This is a genomic window from Fodinibius roseus, assembly GCF_900129315.1.
In the GTDB taxonomy this organism is placed as follows: Bacteria; Bacteroidota; Rhodothermia; order Balneolales; family Balneolaceae; genus Fodinibius; species Fodinibius roseus.
In genome coordinates, this window is sequence record NZ_FQUS01000008.1 from 177016 (window position 1) to 199601 (window position 22586).

The following is a 22586-nucleotide window of genomic DNA, read 5'->3' on the forward strand; positions in this document are numbered from 1 at the left end:
ATAGAGCTATACAGATATGAAAAATTTAAATTTTGTCGTCATAACACTTGTAATCTTAATCGTATCGATTAGCAGTTGTACTGATTTAGAGGAAAACCCGGTGGGCCTGTTAGCGCCGGAATCCTACTTTAAAACTACCCAGGATGCCCAGAATGCCGTAAATGGGGCTTATGCTGAACTGGCATATGAATCGCTTTATGGCAGAAAGCTACCCCTTACCCTTTCCCTTTTAAGTGATATGGGCGATATCGGCGACCCCGGTACGGCCTCCCGGCGTATTAATCTGAACACTTTCACCCATGATCCCAACAACGGGATGATTTCGGCCGTGTGGCCCCAGTTCTACCGGGTCATAAGTGCTTCAAATAACGCCATTGATGGGATCCCATCCGTGGAGATGGATGAGAACAGGAAAAATGCGCTTATAGCTGAAGCTCGTTTTGCCAGAGCGCTGGCCTACTATCACTTGGTGCGGCTGTTTGGTGCCGTGCCGTATATAGATCAATATGTAGAAGATCCCAATTCGGTTAATGATATCGAAAGCACCGCTCCCGATCAGATATATACAGGCATTATTGATGATCTGGAATTTGGGATGGATCACCTGCCCGACACCCATGATGGAGATATCAGAAGCAGGGCCACCGTGGGTTCAGCGGCAACCATGCTCGCTTCGGTCTATCTGACCAGGGAAAATTATGACAAGGCTGCAGAAATGGCTGAGTTTGTCATACAGAATAAAGACAGGTTTGGCTACGGTCTGGTCGATGACTATCAGGAGTTATTCAATGCTGATAACCATGATACCCGGGAACATATATTTACCATCGATTTCCTGGGCGGGGTAACCGGATCATGGCCGGCCAATGTTGACTATATGGCTCCTATAACGGGTATCCGTGACGCGGATCAGCAGGGATGGAGTGTCCTTGTCCCCTCTATGAAAGTCTTCAACAGTTTTAATGATGAGGATTATCGCAAGGAGGTAGGATTTCAAAAAGAAGCGCTGATAGGCGGGGAGATGAAGCCCTATACGGAATATAATTTCTCGAGGCCGCATATTGCTAAGTATGCCCTGTTCCCCGGGAGTAACGCTAATGCCAACGGAAGCATCTCAGATATCAATTATACCGTTTTCCGGTATGCGGAAGTGTTGCTTATTGCTGCAGAGGCATTGAACGAAATTAATGGCGGTCCCACCCAGAACGCCTATGATTATATCAATCAGGTGCGCAACCGGGCCCGGAGCGCTGATGGCAGTGCCCATAGTTACCCGGCCGACTTGACCATGGGGCTGTCTCAAACGGCCTTCCGGGATTCCGTAATGGAAGAGCGGCGAATAGAACTCTCTTTCGAATACAAACGGTGGTACGATATTGTAAGGCGGGATATGCTGCAGGAGGTCTTTACGGGAACGGATGCGCTGGAAACACGCAGCGTAGATCCTTCCAAGCATTACCTGCTGCCGCTGCCCCAGGATGAGCTGGATCGAAATCCGAACCTGAGACCGGACGGCAGTAACAACGGGTATTAGAATTGGTTACGGTATGTTATTATACAGGATGAACAACCCTTGCAGGTCTCTCATGATATCATATGCGGCGGTTCTTTTCGTGGCGGTGATGTTTTGCCTGCCGGGTTGCGGCGTGGAAACTGCGAAAAATCCGAGACCGGAAGTAGACCTGGTCCAAATTGAGCGGGAACGGGTGCTTTCGGCGGCCGACAGCATCCTCGGCGCCCCGGTGGTGACGGTCACCGATACGGTATCTCCCCGCAGCGCCGGGGGACGCCATGACTATTATTCCGAAGGGGATTACTGGTGGCCGGACCCGGACAACCCGGAGGGGCCGTACATCCGCCGGGACGGGAAAAGCAACCCGGATAACTTTCTGGCCCACCGCCGGGCCATGCGCCGGCTCAGTCAGATGGTGCCGGCGCTGGTTGCGGCCTACAAAGTGACCGGGGAGCAACAATACGGCGAGGAAGCAACCAGGCACCTGCAGGCCTGGTTTATTGATGAAGAGACCAAAATGAACCCCAACCTGCAGTATTCCCAGGCGATCGAGGGTCGAAATGAAGGCCGGAGTATCGGGATTATCGACACCATCCATTTGGTGGAGGTCGCCCAGGCGATCAAGGTACTGGGGGAGGCGGGCGCCCTGCCGGAGGAGACGGCGGCGGGACTCCACGAGTGGTTCTCGGCGTACCTGGAGTGGCTGACGACCAGCGATTTCGGACTGGAGGAGAAGACCCACGGGAATAACCACAGCACTGCCTGGGCCCTGCAGGCCAGCGCCTTCGCGCGGATGGTGGGGGACGAGACGGTCCTGGAGGAGTGCCGCAGGCTGTATAAAGAGACCTTGCTGCCGGACCAGATGGCCCGGGACGGGAGCTTTCCGGATGAGCTGGAACGGACCAAGCCGTACGGCTATTCGTTGTTTAACCTGGATGTGATGACTTCGCTGGTCCACATTATCTCCAGACCCGGCCATGAGTTGTGGATCTATGAGACCCCGGACGGGAAATCCATCGATGACGCCCTGGCGTTTATGTACCCGTATATCAAAGACAAGAGCAGCTGGCCTTACGGGGAGGATGTGATGTATTACGAGCAGTGGCCGGTGCGGCACCCGGCGCTGCTGTTTGGGGGACTGGCCCTGGATAAGCCCGAATATATTGAGCTGTGGAAAACCCTCGATCCCGATCCCTCCACCCCCGAGGTCGTACGGAACTACCCGATCCGGCAGCCTCTTTTGTGGGTCGACTGAGCAGGATTGTAACAAAGAATTGGATTCTTGTGGTGCTGGAATTCCGTTTTTAGTCATTGCAGCCGGAAGCCGCGCCCGTGCAAGTTTAGAGGATGGGATCAGATGCTTATGCAGGATTAGATGATAGGATTCCTTTCTTATATCTTATTTTATATAATGCGTTCTGCGATTGGTTTCTAACATCCGTTTAGCGCCTATGATATGAAAGCGTTGTTTGGATGGGAGATATGAAAAGAATCTAACGTCCTCCGGTGCCCTGTTGGGTCAGCTTTCCTTTTTGCCACATGAATGGGCAAGTTTTTTCTTAGCTAATTTTACCAAAACAAGTATATGCAGCGAACATAACGGGTTATAGTTGTATATGTAAGATGTTATTTCAGGGGCGGGTGGAGCAGAAATAACTTTTTGAATTATTGAACAGGAGAAATTACCTTGGAATTCGAGATTCCTTTAACAAATAGCCGGGGATAATGATAGAGACTTTTGCAAAACCGTTCTTATGGCCAATCTCTGTATTTTCGCGCATTCAACATTCTCACATATGTCTTATATGCCGTAGTTTTAAATGCGCTCAGGGGTTGATATTGATCAAAATTCCCGGTTTTGCAAAGTCTCTGATACGAAATAAGACAATACAACGGTCGGGGTCCCGTGACTGACATGAAGCATTTCTGCGAGTATGCATGCGTATATTTGTATATAATAGGAGCCGCGTTAATTGTTACGGGGTTTCCCGCGGAAACTGCGGCACAAACATCCCCCTCCGGGGAGAAACAAGCGATGGAAACGGATCGGGCAGACCGTGCGTATACCCTGGAGGCGGTTATTACGGGGTACACCGGGATAGGCGGGGAGATTGACGGGATCAGAAACCCGACGTTGCAGGCTCGGAAGGGGGAAACGGTGCGCATCACGATCGTAAACGGGGAGACGCTGACCCACGATATCGCCCTGGAAGGCATGGACGTTCAAAGCGAGTCGATCATTGAAGAAGGAGCCTCCACCAGCGTCACCTTTGTCGCCGAATCCGGCGACACCTATTACTGCAGTATCCCGGGCCACCGGGCCGCGGGGATGGAGGGCCGGTTCGAGATTATCAGCGCCTCCACCGGGGAAACGGTTGCGGAAGGGATCATCCCGCAAAAAGACGGGCAGCCGGTGAACCTGGACTTTGAGTACGCGAGCCTGGAGGGTTGGTCGGCCGAGGGCGGGGCGTTTACGGGCCAGCCGGTGTCGGATCGGTCGTCGGAGCTATACGAAGAGGATATGGATGTGGATCCCAGCGGGCAGTTTTACGTGAGCAGCGGGGGCACAAAGAAGGCTCAGGCGACCGGGACATTGACCTCCCCGGCGTTTGAGGTCACCCACCCCTGGGCGGCGTTTAAGGTATCGGGGGGCGCCCTGAAGGAGACGCGCGTTGAAATTGTGGCGGCCGAAACAGATACGACCATTTTTGAGATTACCGGCAATGACCACCAGCGGCTGCGTCCGGTGGTGGTGGATCTGCGAGGCCACAGGGGCCAACAGATCTATATCCGGCTGATCGATAAGGAAACGGGCGTCTCCCAGATCCCCTATATCGAGGATAATGGGTGGGCGCATATCAGCTTTGATGATTTCCGGTTTTACCCGGAAAGGCCCCGGTTTCGGGATGAGCTTAGCCCGGAGGATATCGTGATCCTGCCGCCGCGGGATATTATCGAAAATGCCGGTCTCTCGGGCGAGGAGGCTGTCAAAGAGATGGAACTGCCGGACCCGTTTTCGGTCACCCTCGCCGCCTCCGAACCGGACGTCGTCCGCCCGATCGCCTTCACCCTGGATCACCGGGGACGCCTGTGGGTGGCCGAAGCGCATACCTATCCGGAGCGGGCCCCGGAAGGGGAAGGGAAGGACCGCATCCTTATTTTCGAGGACACCAGCGGGGACGGCAAACTTGACAGCCGCAAGGTTTTTATCGAAGGACTGAATTTGGTCAGCGGCCTTGAAGTGGGCCACGGAGGCGTGTGGGTGGGCGCGGCGCCGAACTTACTGTACATTCCCATCGACGAGAGCGGCGATAGCCCTGCTGGCGAGCCTGAGGTGCTTTTGAACGGCTGGGGCTACCAGGATACCCACGAGACCCTCAACAGCTTCCGGTGGGGACCCGACGGCTGGCTCTATGGCGTGCAGGGGGTGTTTACCCAGTCCAACGTAGGCAAGCCGGGGACCCCGGACGATCAGCGGCAAAAGATCAACGCCGGCGTGTGGCGGTATCACCCGACCCGCCACGAGTTCGAGGTGTATGCGAGGGGGACCAGCAACCCGTGGGGACTCGATTTTAATGCGTACGGTCATCCCTTTATTACGGCGTGCGTGATTCCGCACCTGTTCCACGTGATCCAGGGGGCCCGGTACCGGCGCCAGGCCGGCGACCACCAGAACCCGCATACCTATGATGACATCAAAACCATCGCCGACCACGTCCACTGGGTGGGGGATCAGGGTCCCCACGCCGGCAACCACCGCTCGGGTTCGGCAGGGGGCGGCCATGCCCATGCGGGAGCGATGTTTTACCTGGGGGCCGACCACTGGCCGCAGGAATTCCGCAGTACGCTGTTTATGAATAATATTCACGGCTTCCGGGTGAATGCGGATAAAATTGAGCGGGAAGGCTCCGGCTACAGCGCCTCACACGGGAAGGATTTTCTGAAGACCCACGACTCCTGGTCGCAGTGGCTGGATTTCCGGTACAGTCCCGGCGGCTCGGTCTGGGCGATTGACTGGTATGACAAAAACCAGTGTCACAGCCCGAACCCGGATGTCCATAATAAGACGCTGGGACGCATTTACAACATTCGCCACGCAGAGGATGAGCATGTCCGGGTGAACCTGAAGGAGAAATCCAGCCTGGAGCTGGTGGAATACCAGCGGCACACCAATGAGTGGTACGTGCGGCACGCGCGGCGTATCCTGCACGAGCGGGGGCCGGATGAGCGGGTGCACGAGGCCCTGCGGAAAATGCTGAGAGGCGCCCCGGATATCACCCGGAAGCTCCGCGCGCTGTGGACGCTGCATGTGACAGAGGGACTCAGCGATCAGGAGTATATCGATCTGCTGGATCATGAAAACGAGTACCTGAGAAGCTGGGCCCTGCAGCTGCTGGGCGAGGATAACGATATACCGGAGAGAGCCCTCAAAAAAATAGCCCGGATGGCCCGGGAGGAGGACTCAGCGCTGGTCCGCCTGTATATCGCCTCGGCGCTCCAGCGCATCGCCCCGGCTCAGCGGTGGTCCATCGTGGAGGGGCTTTACGGCCATTCCGAGGATGCGGATGATCACAACCTGCCGCTGATGATATGGTATGGTACCGAGCCGTTGGTGACCCGGGACATGGAGCGGGCTGCGGAGATGGCCATGAATACCGAATTGCCCGGCATTCTCACTTTTACGATTAGGCGTATCGGGGCTATCGGGACGCCGGAGGCCCGGAAGCTTCTTAAAGAGGTAGAGGGACAATTAGAGCAGAAGCCGCAATCGGACCGGTACGATCAGGCCCGCCGGGAGCTGGAGACGATCTTCGGGCAAGCGGATTAATCGCCCATTATTTATTATACTGTTTACTATACTGTAGCAAGCTTTGAAAAACCTGGGGTTTGTTCAATGCCAGTCCCTGAGCGATTTCAAAACCGTAGTGTGTAGACTCTACACGAGAATTTTAAAATCTCAAAGATGTAAGGGTTGGGCAAAACAACGGTTTTGCAAAGCTCGCACTGTAATGAAATGGATAAAAAAACAAGTCCCCCATGAAAAAACAGCATACGATGAAAACGTTACGTGCCATGAAGACCTTATCACCCGGACCGGGGACAATCCCCCTGCTCGGGGCGGCCCTGCTGCTGTGTCTGGCCTGCCGGCCTGTATGGGGACAGGGGTCCGGGCACACCTTTGAGAAGATCCAGCTCTCCTCCACCTTTTATGCGGAGGGTGCGGCCATCGGTGATCTGAACGGTGATGGCCATCCGGATGTGGTGGCCGGTCCGTACTGGTACGAAGGACCGGACTTCGACGACAAGCATGCCTTTTATGAGCCCCGGATGTTTGATCCCCGAAACTATTCCGACAATTTTATAGCCGGTGTGGATGATGTAAACGGGGACGGGAGAAACGACATCCTGGTGGTGGGTTTCCCCGGGGAGTCCGCCCGCTGGTATGAAAACCCGGGCGAGTCCGGCGGCTACTGGGACCCTCACCTGATCCATGAGTCCGTGGATAACGAGTCACCGCAGTTTTATGATCTGAACGGGGACGGGGCCCTGGAGCTGGTCTTCCACACCGGGGGACGGCTGGGATATGCCGCTCGGGATGAGGGGGATCCGACCCGCCCGTGGTCGTTCACGGCGGTTTCCGGCCGGCACGACTGGGGTAAATTCACCCATGGACTGGGGATCGGCGATATTGACGGCGATGGGCATGAGGATATCCTCAAAAAGGAGGGCTGGTGGGAGAACCCCGGAACAGATGAGATGAGTGACCAATGGAAATACCACGAAGCCGCGTTTGCCGGTCCCGGGGGCGCACAGATGTATGCCTATGATGTGGACGGGAACGGGCTTAACGATGTGATCACCAGCCTCGATGCCCACGGGTGGGGGCTGGCCTGGTACCGGCAACACCGGGAGGGGGATGAGATCCGGTTTGAACAACGCCTGATTATGGGCGCCTTGCTGGGTGACAATCCCTATGGCGTGCGTTTCTCACAGCCGCACGCCCTGGAGCTGGCGGATATGGACCAGGACGGAGTGAAAGATATCGTATCCGGGAAACGATTCTGGGCCCACGGTCCGCAAGGCGGACTCGAGCCTAATGCGCCCGCTGTGGTATACTGGTTTAACCTGCAGCGGGGCAGCCCCGGAAGCGCGGGATTTGTCCCCTACCTCGTGGATGACAACTCGGGCGTCGGCGTGCAGTTTGACACCGGCGATGTGACCGGCAACGGCTATCCCGATATTGTGACCTCCAACAAGAACGGGACGTTTGTCTTTTTGAATCATCCACCGGAACACTAATTATCTGGGCCGCCCAAATTCTCTATATCAGCTAAATCCTGGTAGCGACCAGTAGCTTTTTTATTAGTAATCAAATCCGATCGATGAATGAATTTAGCTGTACAGTTCTCTAATTCTACTTCGATTCGACGATAATAACAATCATCGAAATCAATCCCTTTTAAATCATTTAGCAGATCAATTCTGTTAGGTGGGACACCGAGCTGAACAACTTGATCGCTGTCTAAAAAGTCTTCTTTTTTTAGATCTAAACTTCCAAAGCCAAAGTCGTCAAGGGCTTTGAGAAGGCGTCCGGCATTTACGGGATCTCCCTTAATCCAAATATCAAGATCTTTGGTATAGCGAGGGTGACCATGGAAGGCTACAGCATAACCTTCTACAATCAGGTACTGGACATTATTATCGTTTAACGACTGTATAAACTCTTTGAAATCGGGATTGAGAATCATATTTCCATCTATGGTATTCTTTGCGAATTTCTTCGAGTGTTTTCAGTCGTTTTTCGTACGATTGTTTTTTCCAATATTCGAAATCATTACCGGTCTCTTTTACAGAGACTTTGTTGAACACTTTCTCCATGGCTGAGATAATTTATTTAGCCTGACTACTACTGTAAGAGAACTTTGCAAAACCGTCCTTTTGTCCATTCTCTGTATTTTCGCTCATTCAAAATCCTCATATATGCCTTATATGTTGCGGTTTTGAAATCGCTCAGGCTTTGATATTGATCAAAATTCCTGGTTTTCAAAGCTCCCTGTAATTCTTTAATAGCTATGTGATCTAATTCTCTGACTCCCTGGATCGGAGATAATAAACAAAGTTTGTGGAGCATAATCGAATGAATACCTCGATGGCTCTTCCTAAAATATAACGATTCATTTCTGAATTAACATATTGAAAAGGTACAGTAATTTCTTAATGGTTTGGCAACAAAAGGTGTGTAGAAAAAAACTTTCATTTGTTCTTCGGTTTTGCCAAATTTTAATATCAGGATATGGTCGCTGAAAAGGGATTGTGAGGATAAGGATATACGCTGAGACGTCGAGCGCGTAAAAATTCCCTGTCATTCAGTGATAGGAAGAGATCATTTTTATCAATACCTGCAGGTCACCGATCATTATATCTACCTCTTGATGGAAATCCCACAGCTCAATATCTCATACCCGAGGAATATGATTAATCAACCTTTGACGTGGATGAGGAACATAAAACTTTTTATGGATCAAGTTACAACAACGACGCCATCTATGTATTTAATTATGAGTGAAGAGGGTGTTTAATCTAAACGGATAAAAACCGCCGGACCGTAAGGTAGTGCGTACTATCTTCCCGAAATTTTTAAGGGGTTAGTACAAGATCTTGAAATATTTTTTTACTGATACGAAAGGTTACATAATAAAGTTATTTCGTTTATATTCATTCTGATAAAAATGGTGCATCCTGTTTTAACATTGTATAAAGTACAAAAATACTTAAAATAGGCTTTTTATAAAAAGAGAAATAAAATAAAAAGAAAGGTATACGGATAAAATGCTTTCATTTGTTGTTCGAGTTTATCAAATTTAAGTATCATTAACTTCCTTACTATTAAAAGGGGATACAACTTTTAAACAGGGGAGCACCACTATGGATAGAGAGCAAAAGTCATCAAATCAACCAAGCGAAAAGTATACGCAGGCGTTATTGAAGTTAAGCAGTCGGGAAGGCGAGGTATTAAAGCTTATAATCGAGGACAAGACGACTTCCGAAATTGCTAATGACCTCCATTTGAGCGTCCGTACTATTGAAAACCACCGGTATCGAATATGTAAAAAACTGAATTTAAGAGGGCGAGGCGCTCTCAAACGGTGGATAGAGAACGTCAAGAGTAGTACATCCTGAGAAGTATTTCTGATGAAAGGCATAAGTCGACTACTCAAAATAATGAGTAGTGCCCGGGGTTGAAAGCTTGCAAGATGTTTGGCAGTATTTGAATATCAAAAGTAACCAAGCCAGTAATCAAACCTTGGGCCATCAGAATGATTAATTGTAAAAATAAGCGCTTATGGTCTGGAAGGTTATGTAAGAAAAGAAATATCAAAGTTCAGGTTACATACCTGATGTGATGATACCCTTCCAGAACAAATATAAAAAAGAGCATCCGGTAGATGTTGTCGTGCCTTGCTATAATCCTCAGAAAGGATGGCATGTAAATCTTATCAATTCATTTAATTATTTTAAACAAAGTATCGGCCATAAATGTACGCTTATTTTGGTAAATGATGGTTCGGTTCGTGGTATAAATCAAGACCACATATTAACTATTCGATCAGCGATTCCTTACTTCAAATTCATATCATATGCTGATAATAAAGGAAAGGGTCATGCTCTTAGAAGAGGAATGTCTTGTACTGAAAATAATTATATAATTTTAACAGATGTTGATTTCCCCTATACCAATGAAAGTATGGTTAAAATTTACGATGGACTTTTAGCAGGTAACGATCTCATGTTAGGATATCGTGAAACATCTTATTATAGGAATGTTCCCTTTATGAGGTTGATGATTTCAAAGACTTTCCGCTATTTACTTAAAATCTTAATGACCATTAATATAGACGACACTCAATGCGGGTTGAAGGGGTTAAATTTAAAAAGCAAAGAAATTTTCCTACAATCAAAAATCGATAGTTACCTCTATGCTTTGGAATTGTTCAATAATGCATCAAAGTCAGGATTAAAGATTGACAGAACTGTTGTCAATTTAAAAAAGGAGATAGAATTTACTCACATACGACCCCACATATTATGGCAGGAACTTAAATCACTCGGCCGGATTCTTTTCGAGTAAAACTACCAATGCTATTGTTAGTTGAAATCTACTTGTTATTAATATCCTCTTACACAGTTCAAAATGGTACAAGATTACCTGCAGTCAAGAAAAGTCCAAAGCGTTATAGTAGTTACAATGAGCGCTACTATTGCGATTGTATATTCTCCTATTCTATATAATGATTTTTTGAATAATTGGGATGACCAGTGGATGGTCACGGGAAATCCGTATTTGAATGAATTAAACTGGTCGGGGATTTATTCAATTTTTGTTGAACATTATCAGGGCCAGTATTCTCCAATCAATACTATTGCCTATTTGGTAACAAAAGAATTGGCAGGGATGAAACCTTTTGGATTTCATCTACTAAGCCTGATTATTCATATCTTGAATTTTTTGTTAGTAGGAGTTTTTATTGAGAAGTTGTTACCTCTTATCAAAGGGGTTGTTCTTGAGAAGCAAGCTTGTTATTGGGTTGCTTGGGGAACCTCCTTTCTTTTTGCCTTGCATCCCATGCAAGTAGAGGCCGTCGCCTGGATTAGCGCCTCTAAAGTATTGCTTTACAGCTTTTTTTATCTTGCCGGCTTGTTAGCTTACCTCTACTACTTGGAAACGGAGAAGGAAAGATACTATTTGGCAACGTTAGTTCTGTTCCTGTGTTCATTGCTCTCCAAAGAGCAGGCGATTGTTTTTTTCTTGTCATTATTGGCTATAGACTTGGCGACGCGCACTACAGTAAAGAATAAGAAACTCTGGCTGGAAAAAATGCCATTCGTAGTATCTGCTATTGTTTTCGGATGTTTTACCATATGGGTTCAAAAAATATATAGCTCAGGTCCACTTGGGATGGATGCCCTATATCCATTGTATCAGCGAGTTGTTTTTGCTAATTATAGTTTTTGGGAATATATCATAAAACTATTAACTCCTCATAGTTTATCGCATATATATTTTTTCCCGATGGATGGAGGAGAGTCGCTACCTCTACGGCTTTGGTTTTATCCCGTGGCTACCGCAGTATTTATATGGCTTCTAATAGAATATAGGCGTTATATAAACAGAGTTCACGTGTTTGGGGGATTATTTTTCTTTATTAATATTGCATTGGTGCTTCATGTAATCCCAATTTCTCGTAGGTGGGTTATTGCAGATCGGTATATATACTTAAGTTCTATTGGTTTTTTTTTGATAGGGACCTATACACTTATACCTCGGTTGTTAAATGATAGTAGGAGTAAAGCAAAGAAAAGTATAATTATAGTTGCTGTGAGTGTTTATTTGATTATTCTTTGCGGATACACTCACCAACGGACCAAAGTATGGGAAAATATGCAGACGCTAAACCAGGATGTAAAACAAACACTTGAAAAACACTTGAGTGAAAGTAGTTATTTGGAAAACAGACTAATCAAAGAATAGCAACGTCAAGGGTTATAGATACTAAAATTTTGAATTAGCTCATGCTGTGGATGAGAAATAGCTAGGAATGATTTCAGCAGAAAAGATAACGTTTGAAATACCAACTATACTTGTGACTATTCTAAACTTACTACATTTTGGTGGACACCCGGTTAAGGTATATATTACGGTTACCAAATTAACCAAACCATACCATAAATAAAAAATAAACACGAAAAACCTATACTGCTGAATTTAAATTAGACGTTGTCAATCAAAGTGAACACTGTGATAATATTTCGAAACTTGCCACCGATTTAGGCTTCATCTGCAGCTTGTTTATCGCTGGCGCCGGGAATATAAATCCGACCCGGAGCGCAGTTTCCCGGGCAATGGGGTGGAAAAACAAACCCCGCAAGAAAAAAAGATAACCCGGCTTCAGCGCGAGCTAGACGACGTTAAAGCCCAACGCGATATCCTAAAAAGGCCATGGGCATCTTTGCCAACCACCCCAAGTGATTTATCAATTTATGGATGACCACAAACACGAATTTTCCATAGCGGGAATGTCCGAGGTACTGGACGTATCCCGCAGCGGATACTACCGGTGGGTCGGTCGCGGACCCTCTGATCGCGAATTAAAGAATAAGAAACTCACAGCCAAAATCGCCCAAATATGGGAAGATTCAGCCAAGACCTATGGCAGCCCGCGCATTCACGCAGCCCTGCTGGCCGATGGAGAACAGCTCAGCCGCCCCCGGGTCGCCCGGCTGATGAAGAAGGCGGGAATTGCCTCCCAAATTCGCCCCACCTGGGTCTCGACCACCGATTCGGGCCACGAATTTCCGGTGGCGCCTAATCTATTGGAGCGCGATTTTCAGGCCGAGCGCCTTACCCGGCGGTGGGTTAGTGATATTACCTACCTGCCGAGTGGCGAGGGGTGGCTGTATCTGATCACGATCATGGACCTGGCCGACCGACAAATCATCGGCTGGTCACTGGCCGACAGCATGGACGCCGAAGCGACCACGATCGTCGCCTGGGAGCAGGCCTGCACCAAGCGCCGGCCGGGCTAGGAGCTGCTGTTTCACTCCGATCAGGGCGTACAGTACGCAGCCGCCGCCTTCACCAATGCCCTGGCGGCCTACAACGTTACCCAATCAATGTCCCGTAAAGGAAACTGTTGGGATAACGCTCCGGCCGAGAGTTTCTTTAAAACGCTCAAAGCCGAGCTGCCCACTGACACCAGCGGCTGCAGCTACGGACAGGTACGAGGGGCGGTATTCAACTATATCGAGGTCTGGTATAATCGCAATCGCCTGCATTCGAGCCTGGACTACCGGACTCCGGCTCAAATTGAACAACTTTTAACACAACAATCGGTAGCCGCTTAATCAACCTTAACCCACTGTCTACTTTTTTGTTGCAATTCCATTCCGCATTGGGACTGTAAGCTTACTCGAAAGTTGACCGTTTGAAAGTAGATAAAATTCACTACTTTCTATCATGAAAAAATCACAATTCAGCGCATCCCAAATCATCTCTATCCTCAACAAACAGGAGCAGGGACTGAAGGTTCGCTGGCACCAGTCGCGAGCACGGCATCAGCGATGCAACTTTCTACAACTGGAAAGCCAAGTATGGCGGACTAAGCGTCAGCGAGTTAGCTCGCATCAAAGAGCTTGAAGCAGAAAATTCCAGACTTAAGCGCATGTACGCGGACCTGAGCCTGGTCCATCATGCCCTCAAAGATACTGTCGAAAAAAAGCTGTAAACCCTGAACGAAGGCGGGAGATGGTTACCTACATGCGTGAGCATCATAAGGTAAGCATTCGTCAGGGTTGTAAAGCAGTATCGCTCCCACGAAGTACTTATAGTTACCGGAAAAAGCCGAAGGATGATCAACTCATCATTGACGAGCTTCTGGCCTTGACCGGCAAGCATCCGGCTATTGGCTTCTGGCAGTGTTATCACCGCCTGCGGGCGATGGGTCGCCCCTGGAACCACAAGCGCGTCTATCGGGTCTATACGGCCCTGAGGCTAAATATCCGCCGTCGAGCGAAGAAACGGTTGCCGGCACGGGCAAAGCAGCAGCTGTTCCAGCCCGAAGGGCCCAATGAGGTGTGGAGCCTTGATTTTATACATGACAGCCTCTGGGATGGCCGCACGTTTCGCATGCTTAACGTCATTGACGATTACAACCGGCAGGTCCTTTGGATCGAAACGGATACCTCGCTGCCAGCCCCACGGGTGATCCGCGTACTGGAAAACCTCAAAGAATCCCGCGGGCTCCCAGAGATGATTCGGGTGGATAACGGTCCGGAGTTTATCTCTCGAAAATTAGACCTTTGGTGCAAAGACAATAATCTTACCCTGGCCTTTATACAGCCAGGCAAACCAACGCAAAACGCATACGTCGAACGGCTCAACGGCAGCATTCGCTCGGAGCTGCTGAACGCTTATATATTCAAAACCCTGAGCGAAGTACGAGAGAAAACCCAGCAATGGAAATATGATTATAACCACAACCGACCCCACAAATCGCTGGGGTATAAAACACCGGTAGAACTTCTACCTTAACCGAAATCCTCTACTTTTGAATGGTCCAAAAAATAGGGAAGCTGACAGGACCAGATATTGAGAATCGAATAAGAATAGCCAATATAATTTTGAGAAAAACGATCTATATTACTCAAAATAATGAGTAGTTATAGATGTTGAAAAGAGATATTGAAATTGCTAAATATCTATAGAAGATTTATTGAAGATAAATGATTAGTTAACATCCTGTGGATATAAATTAAGAGCAAGACTGTCAATATACCAGTAGTAGTGCTCACAATTTGCTAAACAATGTAATGAGGAGCCTGACTCTTATACTTCTAACGCAAAATACCAATTATTATGAAAAAGACGATTCTTAAAATAACGGCTATAGCAACATTCGCCCTGCTTATGGGTTTCAACGTAACGACAAGTATGAATAATACAAACTTCAGTCTAAGCGGGCTTAACGCCTTGGCTTTTGGGTCCTCTGGAGGATCTGGAGGGTCTGGTGGTGGAAGTATTCCATGCTACTCAATGGCTAAACGAAATCTTAATTATTCTTATGTTGATTGTGCTTCTTGTAATCGTATAACTAATTGGAGAGCAACAGGAGGTTCAGGGACGTGTACAAGTGATGGGGTTTAAGATATAAAATTAAAGAGTAGGGATGCTAATTTATTGCATCCCTATACATTTAAATATTAATTAATATTGATTTGATACGATCTAGGTCTATTTTAATTTTGTTACTCAGTCTAATCATTTTCAGCTCGTGCATAACTGATCAAAAAAAATTTAATGGGCAAATAATCACAGAATTTCCCACGCCCATTGAATTAAAAGGGGATCGTGTATTTGAAGATGAGTTAGGGTTAATATCCATTAAAGTAATTGATTCCTTGACTGTAATTAGTACTATGAAAAAAGATATAATCAAGGTATATGATTCTAATCAACACCTTATTTCAGGTTTTGGAAAAAAAGGAAGAGGACCAAATGAATTTAATATGTCACCAGTGATTCAAGATGGTATAAAAACAAGAAATTTTATAAGAATATTTACTTTAGATCAACAGCTATTAACACTTAGCAGCATTGATATAAAGACATCAATAGACTCAAGTAAAGTGTCTATTAATAAAAGGTATGAGCTTCCTAGAGAATTATCTGGAACTATAGATATATTTTATGTAGATAGCACTGAAATTATAGGTACTTATGATGATCGGTTTTCTAAACGACTTAATAAGAAAAGAGGCGGTTTCTATTATCATCCGCGAACTGATAATTTTAATACTTTTCCTCTATTTAATCTAACAATGAAGCCTTATGAAGTGATGCCTGCTACCAATATTAATGCTAGGTCTTCTGATATCTCGCCGAATAGAAGTAAGTTTGCTTCTGTAATGATGCACTATCCAGGATTGGAAATTTTCGATCTTAATTCCGATATAAACGACAATCCAAAACGGTATATGTTGGATTCAGATCCACCATCTGTTGTTTATGATCTAAATACTTTTAAAGAAGATGGATACCTTGCATACTATCTGGATGTAGAGGCTTCAGATAATTATATCTACTTACTTTATTTGGGGAACAAACTTGATGATAGAGCCCATCAAACCTATATAAAAGTTTTAAATTGGAAAGGTAAGCCACATAAACAGTACCTGATCCCTTCCAAGTATAATTTATCAATGATAAGTGTTGATGAGAAGAACCAATATTTCTATGGGTTAAGCTATAGTAATGATGCCATATATAAGTTTGAATACAATTCAAATGAATGAAGAAATTAGCAGTAGGAACGGTTATTATCTCGTTACTTGGCTTCAATATCTTTTTTTTGTATCAAAATATAAGTTTAAGGAATCAACTAACACAATTTGAGTCATGGAAATATATTAAGGTGAGTACGTTAAATATAAGGATTACACATCCTTCTGTGGCATTTTCGGACAATGGGATGACAGTAGAAGCCTTTTTTTCAGATCAAGGATGCAGAAGCTGTATTGAACATGAAGTTCAAAAACTTAATAGTCTTTTTAGCCATTATAGAGAGAAAATTCAAGTGTATTTGATGAGTCACAATAAGTCTTATTTAAGTAGACTGTTTGGGGCAACCTTTCCTTATGAGGTCATTTCACATCGTAAATCTATATTTAATGTTGAATTTGAATTAACTAATCCAGTAATAGTGTTAACTGATTCAAATGGGACTGTCCGATATTTTTATATGGCTAAAGAAGGGGCAAAGGAAAAAAGTAATCAGTTTTATCAGGATATGAATTCATATTTTGATTCTCAATAAATCTTTTGAAGAGTTGTACATTTAATTATCTCTATACTAATTGACCTTCCAATTGCAAATCACCTTTCTTTCTACTATAATATTCGTACATGTATTAACTTCATTCAAGATCTTTGCTCCTAAGACGCCCCATAACCGCATTCATGCTCATCCTGGCGACGCTCATCTTCGGGACGATCGCCCTGAGTGAGCTGTCGGTGAGCCTGCTGCCGGAGGTGGATTCGCCGACGCTGCTGGTGCGCACCGACTGGAGCGGGGCCGCCCCGCGGGAGGTCGAGCAGCGCATCAACGAGCCGATGGAGGCGGTGCTCAGTACGGTGAAGGGCCTGGAGAGCGTGCACGGCTTTGCGCGGCAGGGACAGAGTATCATATCGCTGCGGTTCAAATGGGGACAAAATATGGATCTGTCCTTCCTCAATGTCCGCGAAAAACTGGATCAAATTCGCTATACCCTGCCCGAGCAGGCCGACCGTCCCCAGCTGGTGCAGAATACCGCTTCCGACGAACCGATTGCCGTGCTGGGCGTCACCAGTCTCAATGAGAGCGATCCCGACTTCGGGACCCGTCTCAACCTCAAGCGGTGGGCTGAGCAGGTGCTGTCCCGGCGGCTGGAACAGGCCGACGGCATTGCCCAGACCGTACTGGTGGGCGCGGTAGAGCCGGAGGTTCAGATTCGCTTCCGTCCCAAGGCCCTGAACCGCTTCGGCGTATCCCTCAGCGAGGTGGAAAACCTGGTCTCGCAGGCCAATCTGTTTACCGCCACCGGCGAGCTCCGCGACGGCTGGTACCGCTACTCGCTGAAGATCCAGAGCCGAATCAAGTCGATAGGGGATGTGCAGGAAGTGCCTTTGAAAACGCTGGGAACGGGACGCGTGCTCAAGCTAAGCGACGTGGCCGAGGTGCAGCTGGATGAAGCCGATCCGACCTCCTTTTCGCTGGTGGACGAGCATGAAGTACTGAGCGTACTCGTCAAGAAAGAGTATGGGGCCAACACCGTCGAAGCCTACGACACCATGCTTCCGCTGCTGGATGAGCTGCGCGGACAGAATGCCAATATTGGCATCACCGTACTCCAGGAGAACGCCAGCTTTATCCGCAATGCGATTAATAACCTGCTGCAGACGCTGCTGTACGGCGCGGTGCTGGCTTTTATCGTGCTCTTCCTGTTCCTGGACAACTGGCGGACCCCCTTCACTATCGGGGTGGCGATTCCGGTGAGTATCTTCCTGACCTTTTTCGTGATGTTTATTTCTGATATCCAGCTGAATATCGTTTCGCTCAGCGGACTTACCCTCGGTATCGGACTGCTGGTGGATAACGCTATTATCGTCTTGGAGAATATCAACCGGCACCGCTCGGCGTCGACCTCTGTCTTTGAAGCCGCCGATTTGGGTACACGCGAGATCGCCCTGGCCGTGACCGCCTCCACATTGACGACTATCTCCGTCTTCCTGCCGCTGGTATTTTTGGGCGGATTCGAAGGCGCTTTTTTCCAGGACCAGGCGTGGACGCTCTCCATCAGCCTGCTGGCTTCGCTCGGTGTGGCCCTGTTGATCCTGCCGGTGCTTGTTACCCAGTTTCAGAAGGAGGGAGAAGGGGGATCGTCCGTCTTCGGGGTTAACCGCTTTTTCGATAGGATGCGCGATCGCTATGAGCAAAGCCTGCAGTGGGCCCTCCGCCGCAAAGCCCTGTTCTTGGGAGGCATGTCGGTGCTGCTGATCGCGGCCCTCTATCTTTTTATGCTGGTTCACAAGAGCGTGTTGCCCGAGACCGAGCCCCGGCAGCTGCGCTACCAGGTACGGTTGCCGGGCAATACCTCCCTCCATGCCACGCGCCAGGCCGCCGAAAGTCTTATCAACCGGTTAAACCAGATGAAACAGGAGGACCGTCCCATCCGGGTGCTGGGAGGTTATACCGACCAGACGAACCTGTCGAATCTATCGGAGGAGGGGATCAATAAATTTACGATGAGCATCCCGGTGGATGGGTACGCGATGGCCGACCGGGTGCGGGAAACGATCACCGGTTATTTTCAAGAGCAGCCGGGGTGGACGACCAAGCCCCTGGCTGTTCAGAATGCACTGAATGTGTTACCGTCCGCCAGTGAACCGCCGGTACTTTTCCGCCTGGTCGATAAAAACAGGCGGCAGAGTGAGCAGCTGGCACCCCGCCTGCAGGAACGGCTGCGGTCAGCGGGATTGGATATCACGCTTGCCAGGCAGTATGAGCAGGAGCTTGACACCTACCAGCTCCGGTTTAAGACGCAAAACCTGCTGCAGCTGGGGATCAGCGAGCAGGAGGTTATCCGGTATCTGGAGTCGCTGACCCGCGGCAGCTGGATCACCGACTGGAACCGCCAGGACGAAAATGTGCCCATACGCCTGGTGGGGTATGACCGGCAGATCTTTGAACCCGAAAATATCGTACTGGACCTGAACAACCGGCAGGTGCCGCTGGTAAAACTGGCCTCCATCGAGCGGGCGTCCGAGCCGGAGCAGCTGGAGCGGGTCAACCAGACGCCGGTGTTGAGCTATATGGGGGATATCAGCTTCACGGACTGGTGGTGGCGCGGGGAGGAGATTCGCGCGTCCCTGACGGATTTTGCCCGCGAGACCGGCACCGAGGTACAAGTCGGCGGTGCGGTGATGGGCGTTGCTTCACTGCTGTCGGATATGGGGTTGTTGCTGCTCATCAGTGTGGTGATCATTTACATCATCCTGTCGGTACAGTTCGAGAGCTTGCGTCACCCGCTCATCATTTTGGCCGCGGTCCCTTTTGCCTGGGTGGGGTCGGTCGCTGTTTTGTGGATGACCGGCATCAGCCTGAATGCCCTCTCATTTATGGGGATCCTTATTTTGACCGGTATAGCCGTCAACGACTCCATCCTGAAAGTGGACTTCATGCGCCGCTATTTGGCCGATACCGGTGATCTGCACCAGGCGATTACGCAGGCGGGACTGCACCGGTTTCGTCCCGTCGTAATGACCAGCCTCACGACGATCTTTGGACTCATCCCGATGCTGCTGCCCTTTGGGGATGGCTATGCGTTTCGTCAATCGTTGGCCCTGGCGCTCATGGGCGGGATGGTGACAAGTACGCTGCTGACGCTCTATTTGGTGCCCATTATTTTTCAGTGGGTGGAAGGGCGGAGAATTAGGAATGGGAAAATTAGGAATTAGGAATGGGGGAATTGGGAATTATGGGATTGAGGATTATGAAATTAAAAATGGAGAAACTGGGAATTATAGAATCGAATTAAAAATTGGGAAATTAAAAATGACCGGTCGAATTTTAGGTTTGAAATCGGATGCTTATTGAATGATGAAACTTTTCATGCATCGGAAAACAATCCTGGTGTTCCAACGGCAACGTCGGGGGATTCCCTTGATTTGGCTGTTAAACAGCTTCTCAATACATTACTACTGGTATAATATATAAATGGATCGTGTTATCATGGCAAAACTTTCATCAGTCTTTCATCAAGTAGCGCTGCTTTCCCTGTGTCTTGGCTTGTCTTTATCGGCCTGTCAAAGCAATGCGGATGAAACCCAGAATCCCTCCGCCGAAGAGGAGCAGGAGTCGGCGGAAGTACGTCCCGAAGTCCTCTTTGCCGTAGCCGATGATGAGCCCATTTACCAGTATATCGAAAGCCAGGGCGTAGTGGAAGCCAACCAGTCCGTCGAGCTAAAACCCAAGATCAGCGGGTACGTGGAGCGTTCCAATATCACCGAGGGAAAGCGGGTACAGCAAGGAGAAGAGCTTCTGGTGTTCGACCAGAGGGAATACGCGATGGCGGTAGATCAGGCGCAGAACGCCTATGAAGAAGCCAAACAGAATTATGAGATTGAGATGGGGATGCGGGCCGGACAGGATACGGTGACGGACGCCAGCGGAGGCCGGGACGCCGGCACGCAAATGGTCCGCATTACGACCGGACTGGCCCAGGCGGAGCTGGATCTGAAACAGGCACAACTGGACCTGTCGTATACGGAGCTGAAAGCCCCCTTTTCCGGCGTGCTTTCCACCCAGAAGCGGTTGGCACCGGGCACCTATGTCGCGGCCGGGACAACGGTGGGAGAGCTGGTTGATGACCGGACGGTGCGCCTTCGGTTTGACGTGCTGGAATCGGAGCTGGGTAATATAAACCGGGGCATGGACGTGCAGCTCACCGCCCCGGGGGGACAACAGCTGCAGGGACAGGTAGAAGCGATCCAGCCGGTGGTTAATACGGAGACCAAGACCGGGACCGTGATCGTGCGAGCCGATAACAGTGGACAGCAGCTGCGTCCGGGCATGACGGTAGAGGGACGCATCCAAATCATGCAGCAGGACGGGAAGGTACGGGTGCCGCGTTCGGCGATTTTGTCGCGGGATGGGGGACGGACGCTGCTGTTTAAACTGAATAGCGAAAATAACCAGGTGGAGTGGGTATATGTGGAGCCGGCCGCCCAGAACAGCGAGTGGGCCATTGTGAATCATGAGGAGATTGCTCCCGGGGACACCATTGCCGTTGATCGCCACTTTGCGCTCAGTCACCTGCAGGGGGTGGAGCCCCGGCTGCAGCTGGGCAAACCGGAAAGCTTGCCAGGGCCGGAGGAGTAAGCAGGTTATCGATTTGTATAGTTGAGAGGCGGAGTTATTAGTGTAGATCTTTGCAAAATTCTTGCAGACCTGTGGTAAAAGAAATCTTTACTTAATAATAATATGTAGGATTTGACTTGCTATTTTCTTCTTAGTAAAATAAAATAGTTTAAAATATTTAATATCCCATTTGATGTGTATAATTATAAACTATTCGTACTTCAATAAACGGAAAAAGAATCGATAATATAAGAGTTTCTTTGTCATATTGAACGTGATTTAATTTTTTTATATTACATTCAAACCATCTTTTAAGTTTATTTTTATATCCAACAATTTGGCATTGTGAAATTCCTGATTGGACCTGTTTTATGATATCTGAGTGTAGTTGAGAGCTTGGGATGGGAGCGAAACTATTCAACATATGACAGCAGATAAAATACAATAGCTATATTTGCTATGGTATTATTACTGATATAGAGAGGAGCGCTTTTTAAATTACAATTCTTTCAATCCTTCTCTCTATGTTATATTAAATCATAGGTCAACGTAGAAAGGGGAATAGAGATGGATAATAAATATACAGGGATCCAAGAAATCAAGAAGAACTATATCAAGCAGTTGCAGACTGGTAGTACTGAGTGTCCTCCCAGTATACAGCGGGCAGTGCATTGCATTCATAATCACCTATTTGACGAGTGGTTGAGCGTGGAAGGTGTGAAGAAAAAATGTGTGCTTAGGGGGAATAATTTTTCAGTAAGGTTCCGGTATTACGTGGGTATGTCCCCTAAAAAATATATTATTAAGCACCGTTTAAAAGTTGCTTGTCAACTCCTTAAAGTGTTACCTGATGATCTCCCTTTGATGTACATTGCACTTTCTACAGGTTTTAGTAGCCATTCGGCTTTTACTCAAACATTCAAACGTCGGAAAGGGATCACCCCCTCGCAATATCGCCGAAAGGAATAAAAATATTAAGCAAAATATTAAGGTAATTTGTTAAGCGGATAGGCTCAAGGATATATATAATAAGGGTCTTATGAAGCATAGCATGTTATAAAAGTTTGTAACATATTGCTATGCAATGAATAACAAATATTATAAGCGTTCAAAAATTTCAG

16 protein-coding genes and 2 pseudogenes are annotated in these 22586 nt (G+C 48.0%); 17 read left to right on the forward strand and 1 reads right to left on the reverse strand.

Annotated elements, in window-relative coordinates:
* Positions 1-16: 16 nt before the first annotated feature.
* The 4 genes from BUB16_RS09480 to BUB16_RS09495 all read left to right on the forward strand — a co-directional run bounded on the left by BUB16_RS09480 (position 17) and on the right by BUB16_RS09495 (position 7813).
* Entirely contained in the window at positions 17-1534 is a 1518-nt protein-coding gene (locus BUB16_RS09480) for a RagB/SusD family nutrient uptake outer membrane protein (protein WP_073062868.1), read from the forward strand.
* A gap of 52 nt (positions 1535-1586) precedes the next feature.
* Positions 1587-2768 (forward strand): alginate lyase family protein, encoded by a 1182-nt coding sequence (locus tag BUB16_RS09485; RefSeq protein ID WP_084088159.1) that lies wholly within the window; start codon positions 1587-1589, stop codon positions 2766-2768.
* 780 nt (positions 2769-3548) lie between these two features.
* Positions 3549-6341, forward strand: coding sequence for a PVC-type heme-binding CxxCH protein (locus tag BUB16_RS09490; protein ID WP_073062871.1), 2793 nt, complete (start codon positions 3549-3551; stop codon positions 6339-6341).
* 209 nt (positions 6342-6550) lie between these two features.
* Positions 6551-7813, forward strand: a complete 1263-nt coding sequence (locus BUB16_RS09495; protein ID WP_084088161.1) for an FG-GAP repeat domain-containing protein — start codon at positions 6551-6553, stop codon at positions 7811-7813.
* On the opposite strand, the gene BUB16_RS09500 is transcribed toward BUB16_RS09495, so the two are convergent.
* A complete protein-coding gene (locus BUB16_RS09500) occupies positions 7810-8262 on the reverse strand; it encodes a hypothetical protein (protein WP_073062875.1) in 453 nt (150 codons plus the stop codon). The genes BUB16_RS09495 and BUB16_RS09500 overlap by 4 nt on opposite strands.
* A 1177-nt stretch (positions 8263-9439) precedes the next feature.
* Between BUB16_RS09500 and BUB16_RS09510 the strand changes: the two genes are divergently transcribed.
* The 13 genes and pseudogenes from BUB16_RS09510 to BUB16_RS09560 all read left to right on the forward strand — a co-directional run bounded on the left by BUB16_RS09510 (position 9440) and on the right by BUB16_RS09560 (position 22434).
* Entirely contained in the window at positions 9440-9694 is a 255-nt protein-coding gene (locus tag BUB16_RS09510; RefSeq protein WP_084088162.1) for a response regulator transcription factor, read from the forward strand.
* A gap of 223 nt (positions 9695-9917) precedes the next feature.
* On the forward strand, positions 9918-10643 hold the full coding sequence (locus BUB16_RS09515; RefSeq protein WP_073062880.1) for a glycosyltransferase family 2 protein: 726 nt from the start codon (positions 9918-9920) through the stop codon (positions 10641-10643).
* 117 nt (positions 10644-10760) lie between these two features.
* Positions 10761-12044, forward strand: a complete 1284-nt coding sequence (locus tag BUB16_RS09520) for a hypothetical protein (protein ID WP_073062952.1) — start codon at positions 10761-10763, stop codon at positions 12042-12044.
* Between the two features lie 482 nt (positions 12045-12526).
* Positions 12527-13099: pseudogene (locus BUB16_RS21085) on the forward strand (IS3 family transposase); the annotation flags it as partial.
* A 60-nt stretch (positions 13100-13159) separates the two neighbouring features.
* Positions 13160-13417, forward strand: a complete 258-nt coding sequence (locus BUB16_RS21090) for an integrase core domain-containing protein (RefSeq protein WP_280173651.1) — start codon at positions 13160-13162, stop codon at positions 13415-13417.
* A 112-nt stretch (positions 13418-13529) separates the two neighbouring features.
* Positions 13530-14603 (forward strand): annotated as a pseudogene (locus BUB16_RS09535) (IS3 family transposase).
* A gap of 324 nt (positions 14604-14927) precedes the next feature.
* Complete coding sequence (locus tag BUB16_RS21475; protein WP_170864343.1) at positions 14928-15215, forward strand: hypothetical protein; 288 nt, start codon at positions 14928-14930, stop codon at positions 15213-15215.
* A 98-nt stretch (positions 15216-15313) separates the two neighbouring features.
* Complete coding sequence (locus BUB16_RS09540; RefSeq protein ID WP_073062886.1) at positions 15314-16363, forward strand: BF3164 family lipoprotein; 1050 nt, start codon at positions 15314-15316, stop codon at positions 16361-16363.
* The gene (locus BUB16_RS09545; RefSeq protein ID WP_073062889.1) at positions 16360-16884 is read left to right on the forward strand and encodes a hypothetical protein; all 525 of its coding nucleotides are present in this window, start codon (positions 16360-16362) and stop codon (positions 16882-16884) included. Before BUB16_RS09540 ends, BUB16_RS09545 begins: the two co-directional genes overlap by 4 nt.
* 113 nt (positions 16885-16997) lie before the next feature.
* On the forward strand, positions 16998-20063 hold the full coding sequence (locus BUB16_RS09550) for an efflux RND transporter permease subunit (protein WP_073062892.1): 3066 nt from the start codon (positions 16998-17000) through the stop codon (positions 20061-20063).
* Positions 20044-20202: a hypothetical protein gene (locus BUB16_RS21480; protein ID WP_170864344.1), complete on the forward strand. Its 159-nt coding sequence runs from the start codon at positions 20044-20046 to the stop codon at positions 20200-20202. The genes BUB16_RS09550 and BUB16_RS21480 overlap by 20 nt, the downstream gene beginning before the upstream one ends.
* A gap of 135 nt (positions 20203-20337) precedes the next feature.
* Positions 20338-21486 carry an efflux RND transporter periplasmic adaptor subunit gene (locus tag BUB16_RS09555; protein WP_170864345.1) on the forward strand — a complete coding sequence of 383 codons (1149 nt, stop codon included), beginning with the start codon at positions 20338-20340 and terminating at the stop codon, positions 21484-21486.
* Between the two features lie 546 nt (positions 21487-22032).
* A complete protein-coding gene (locus tag BUB16_RS09560) occupies positions 22033-22434 on the forward strand; it encodes a helix-turn-helix domain-containing protein (RefSeq protein WP_073062894.1) in 402 nt (133 codons plus the stop codon).
* Positions 22435-22586: the final 152 nt, after the last annotated feature.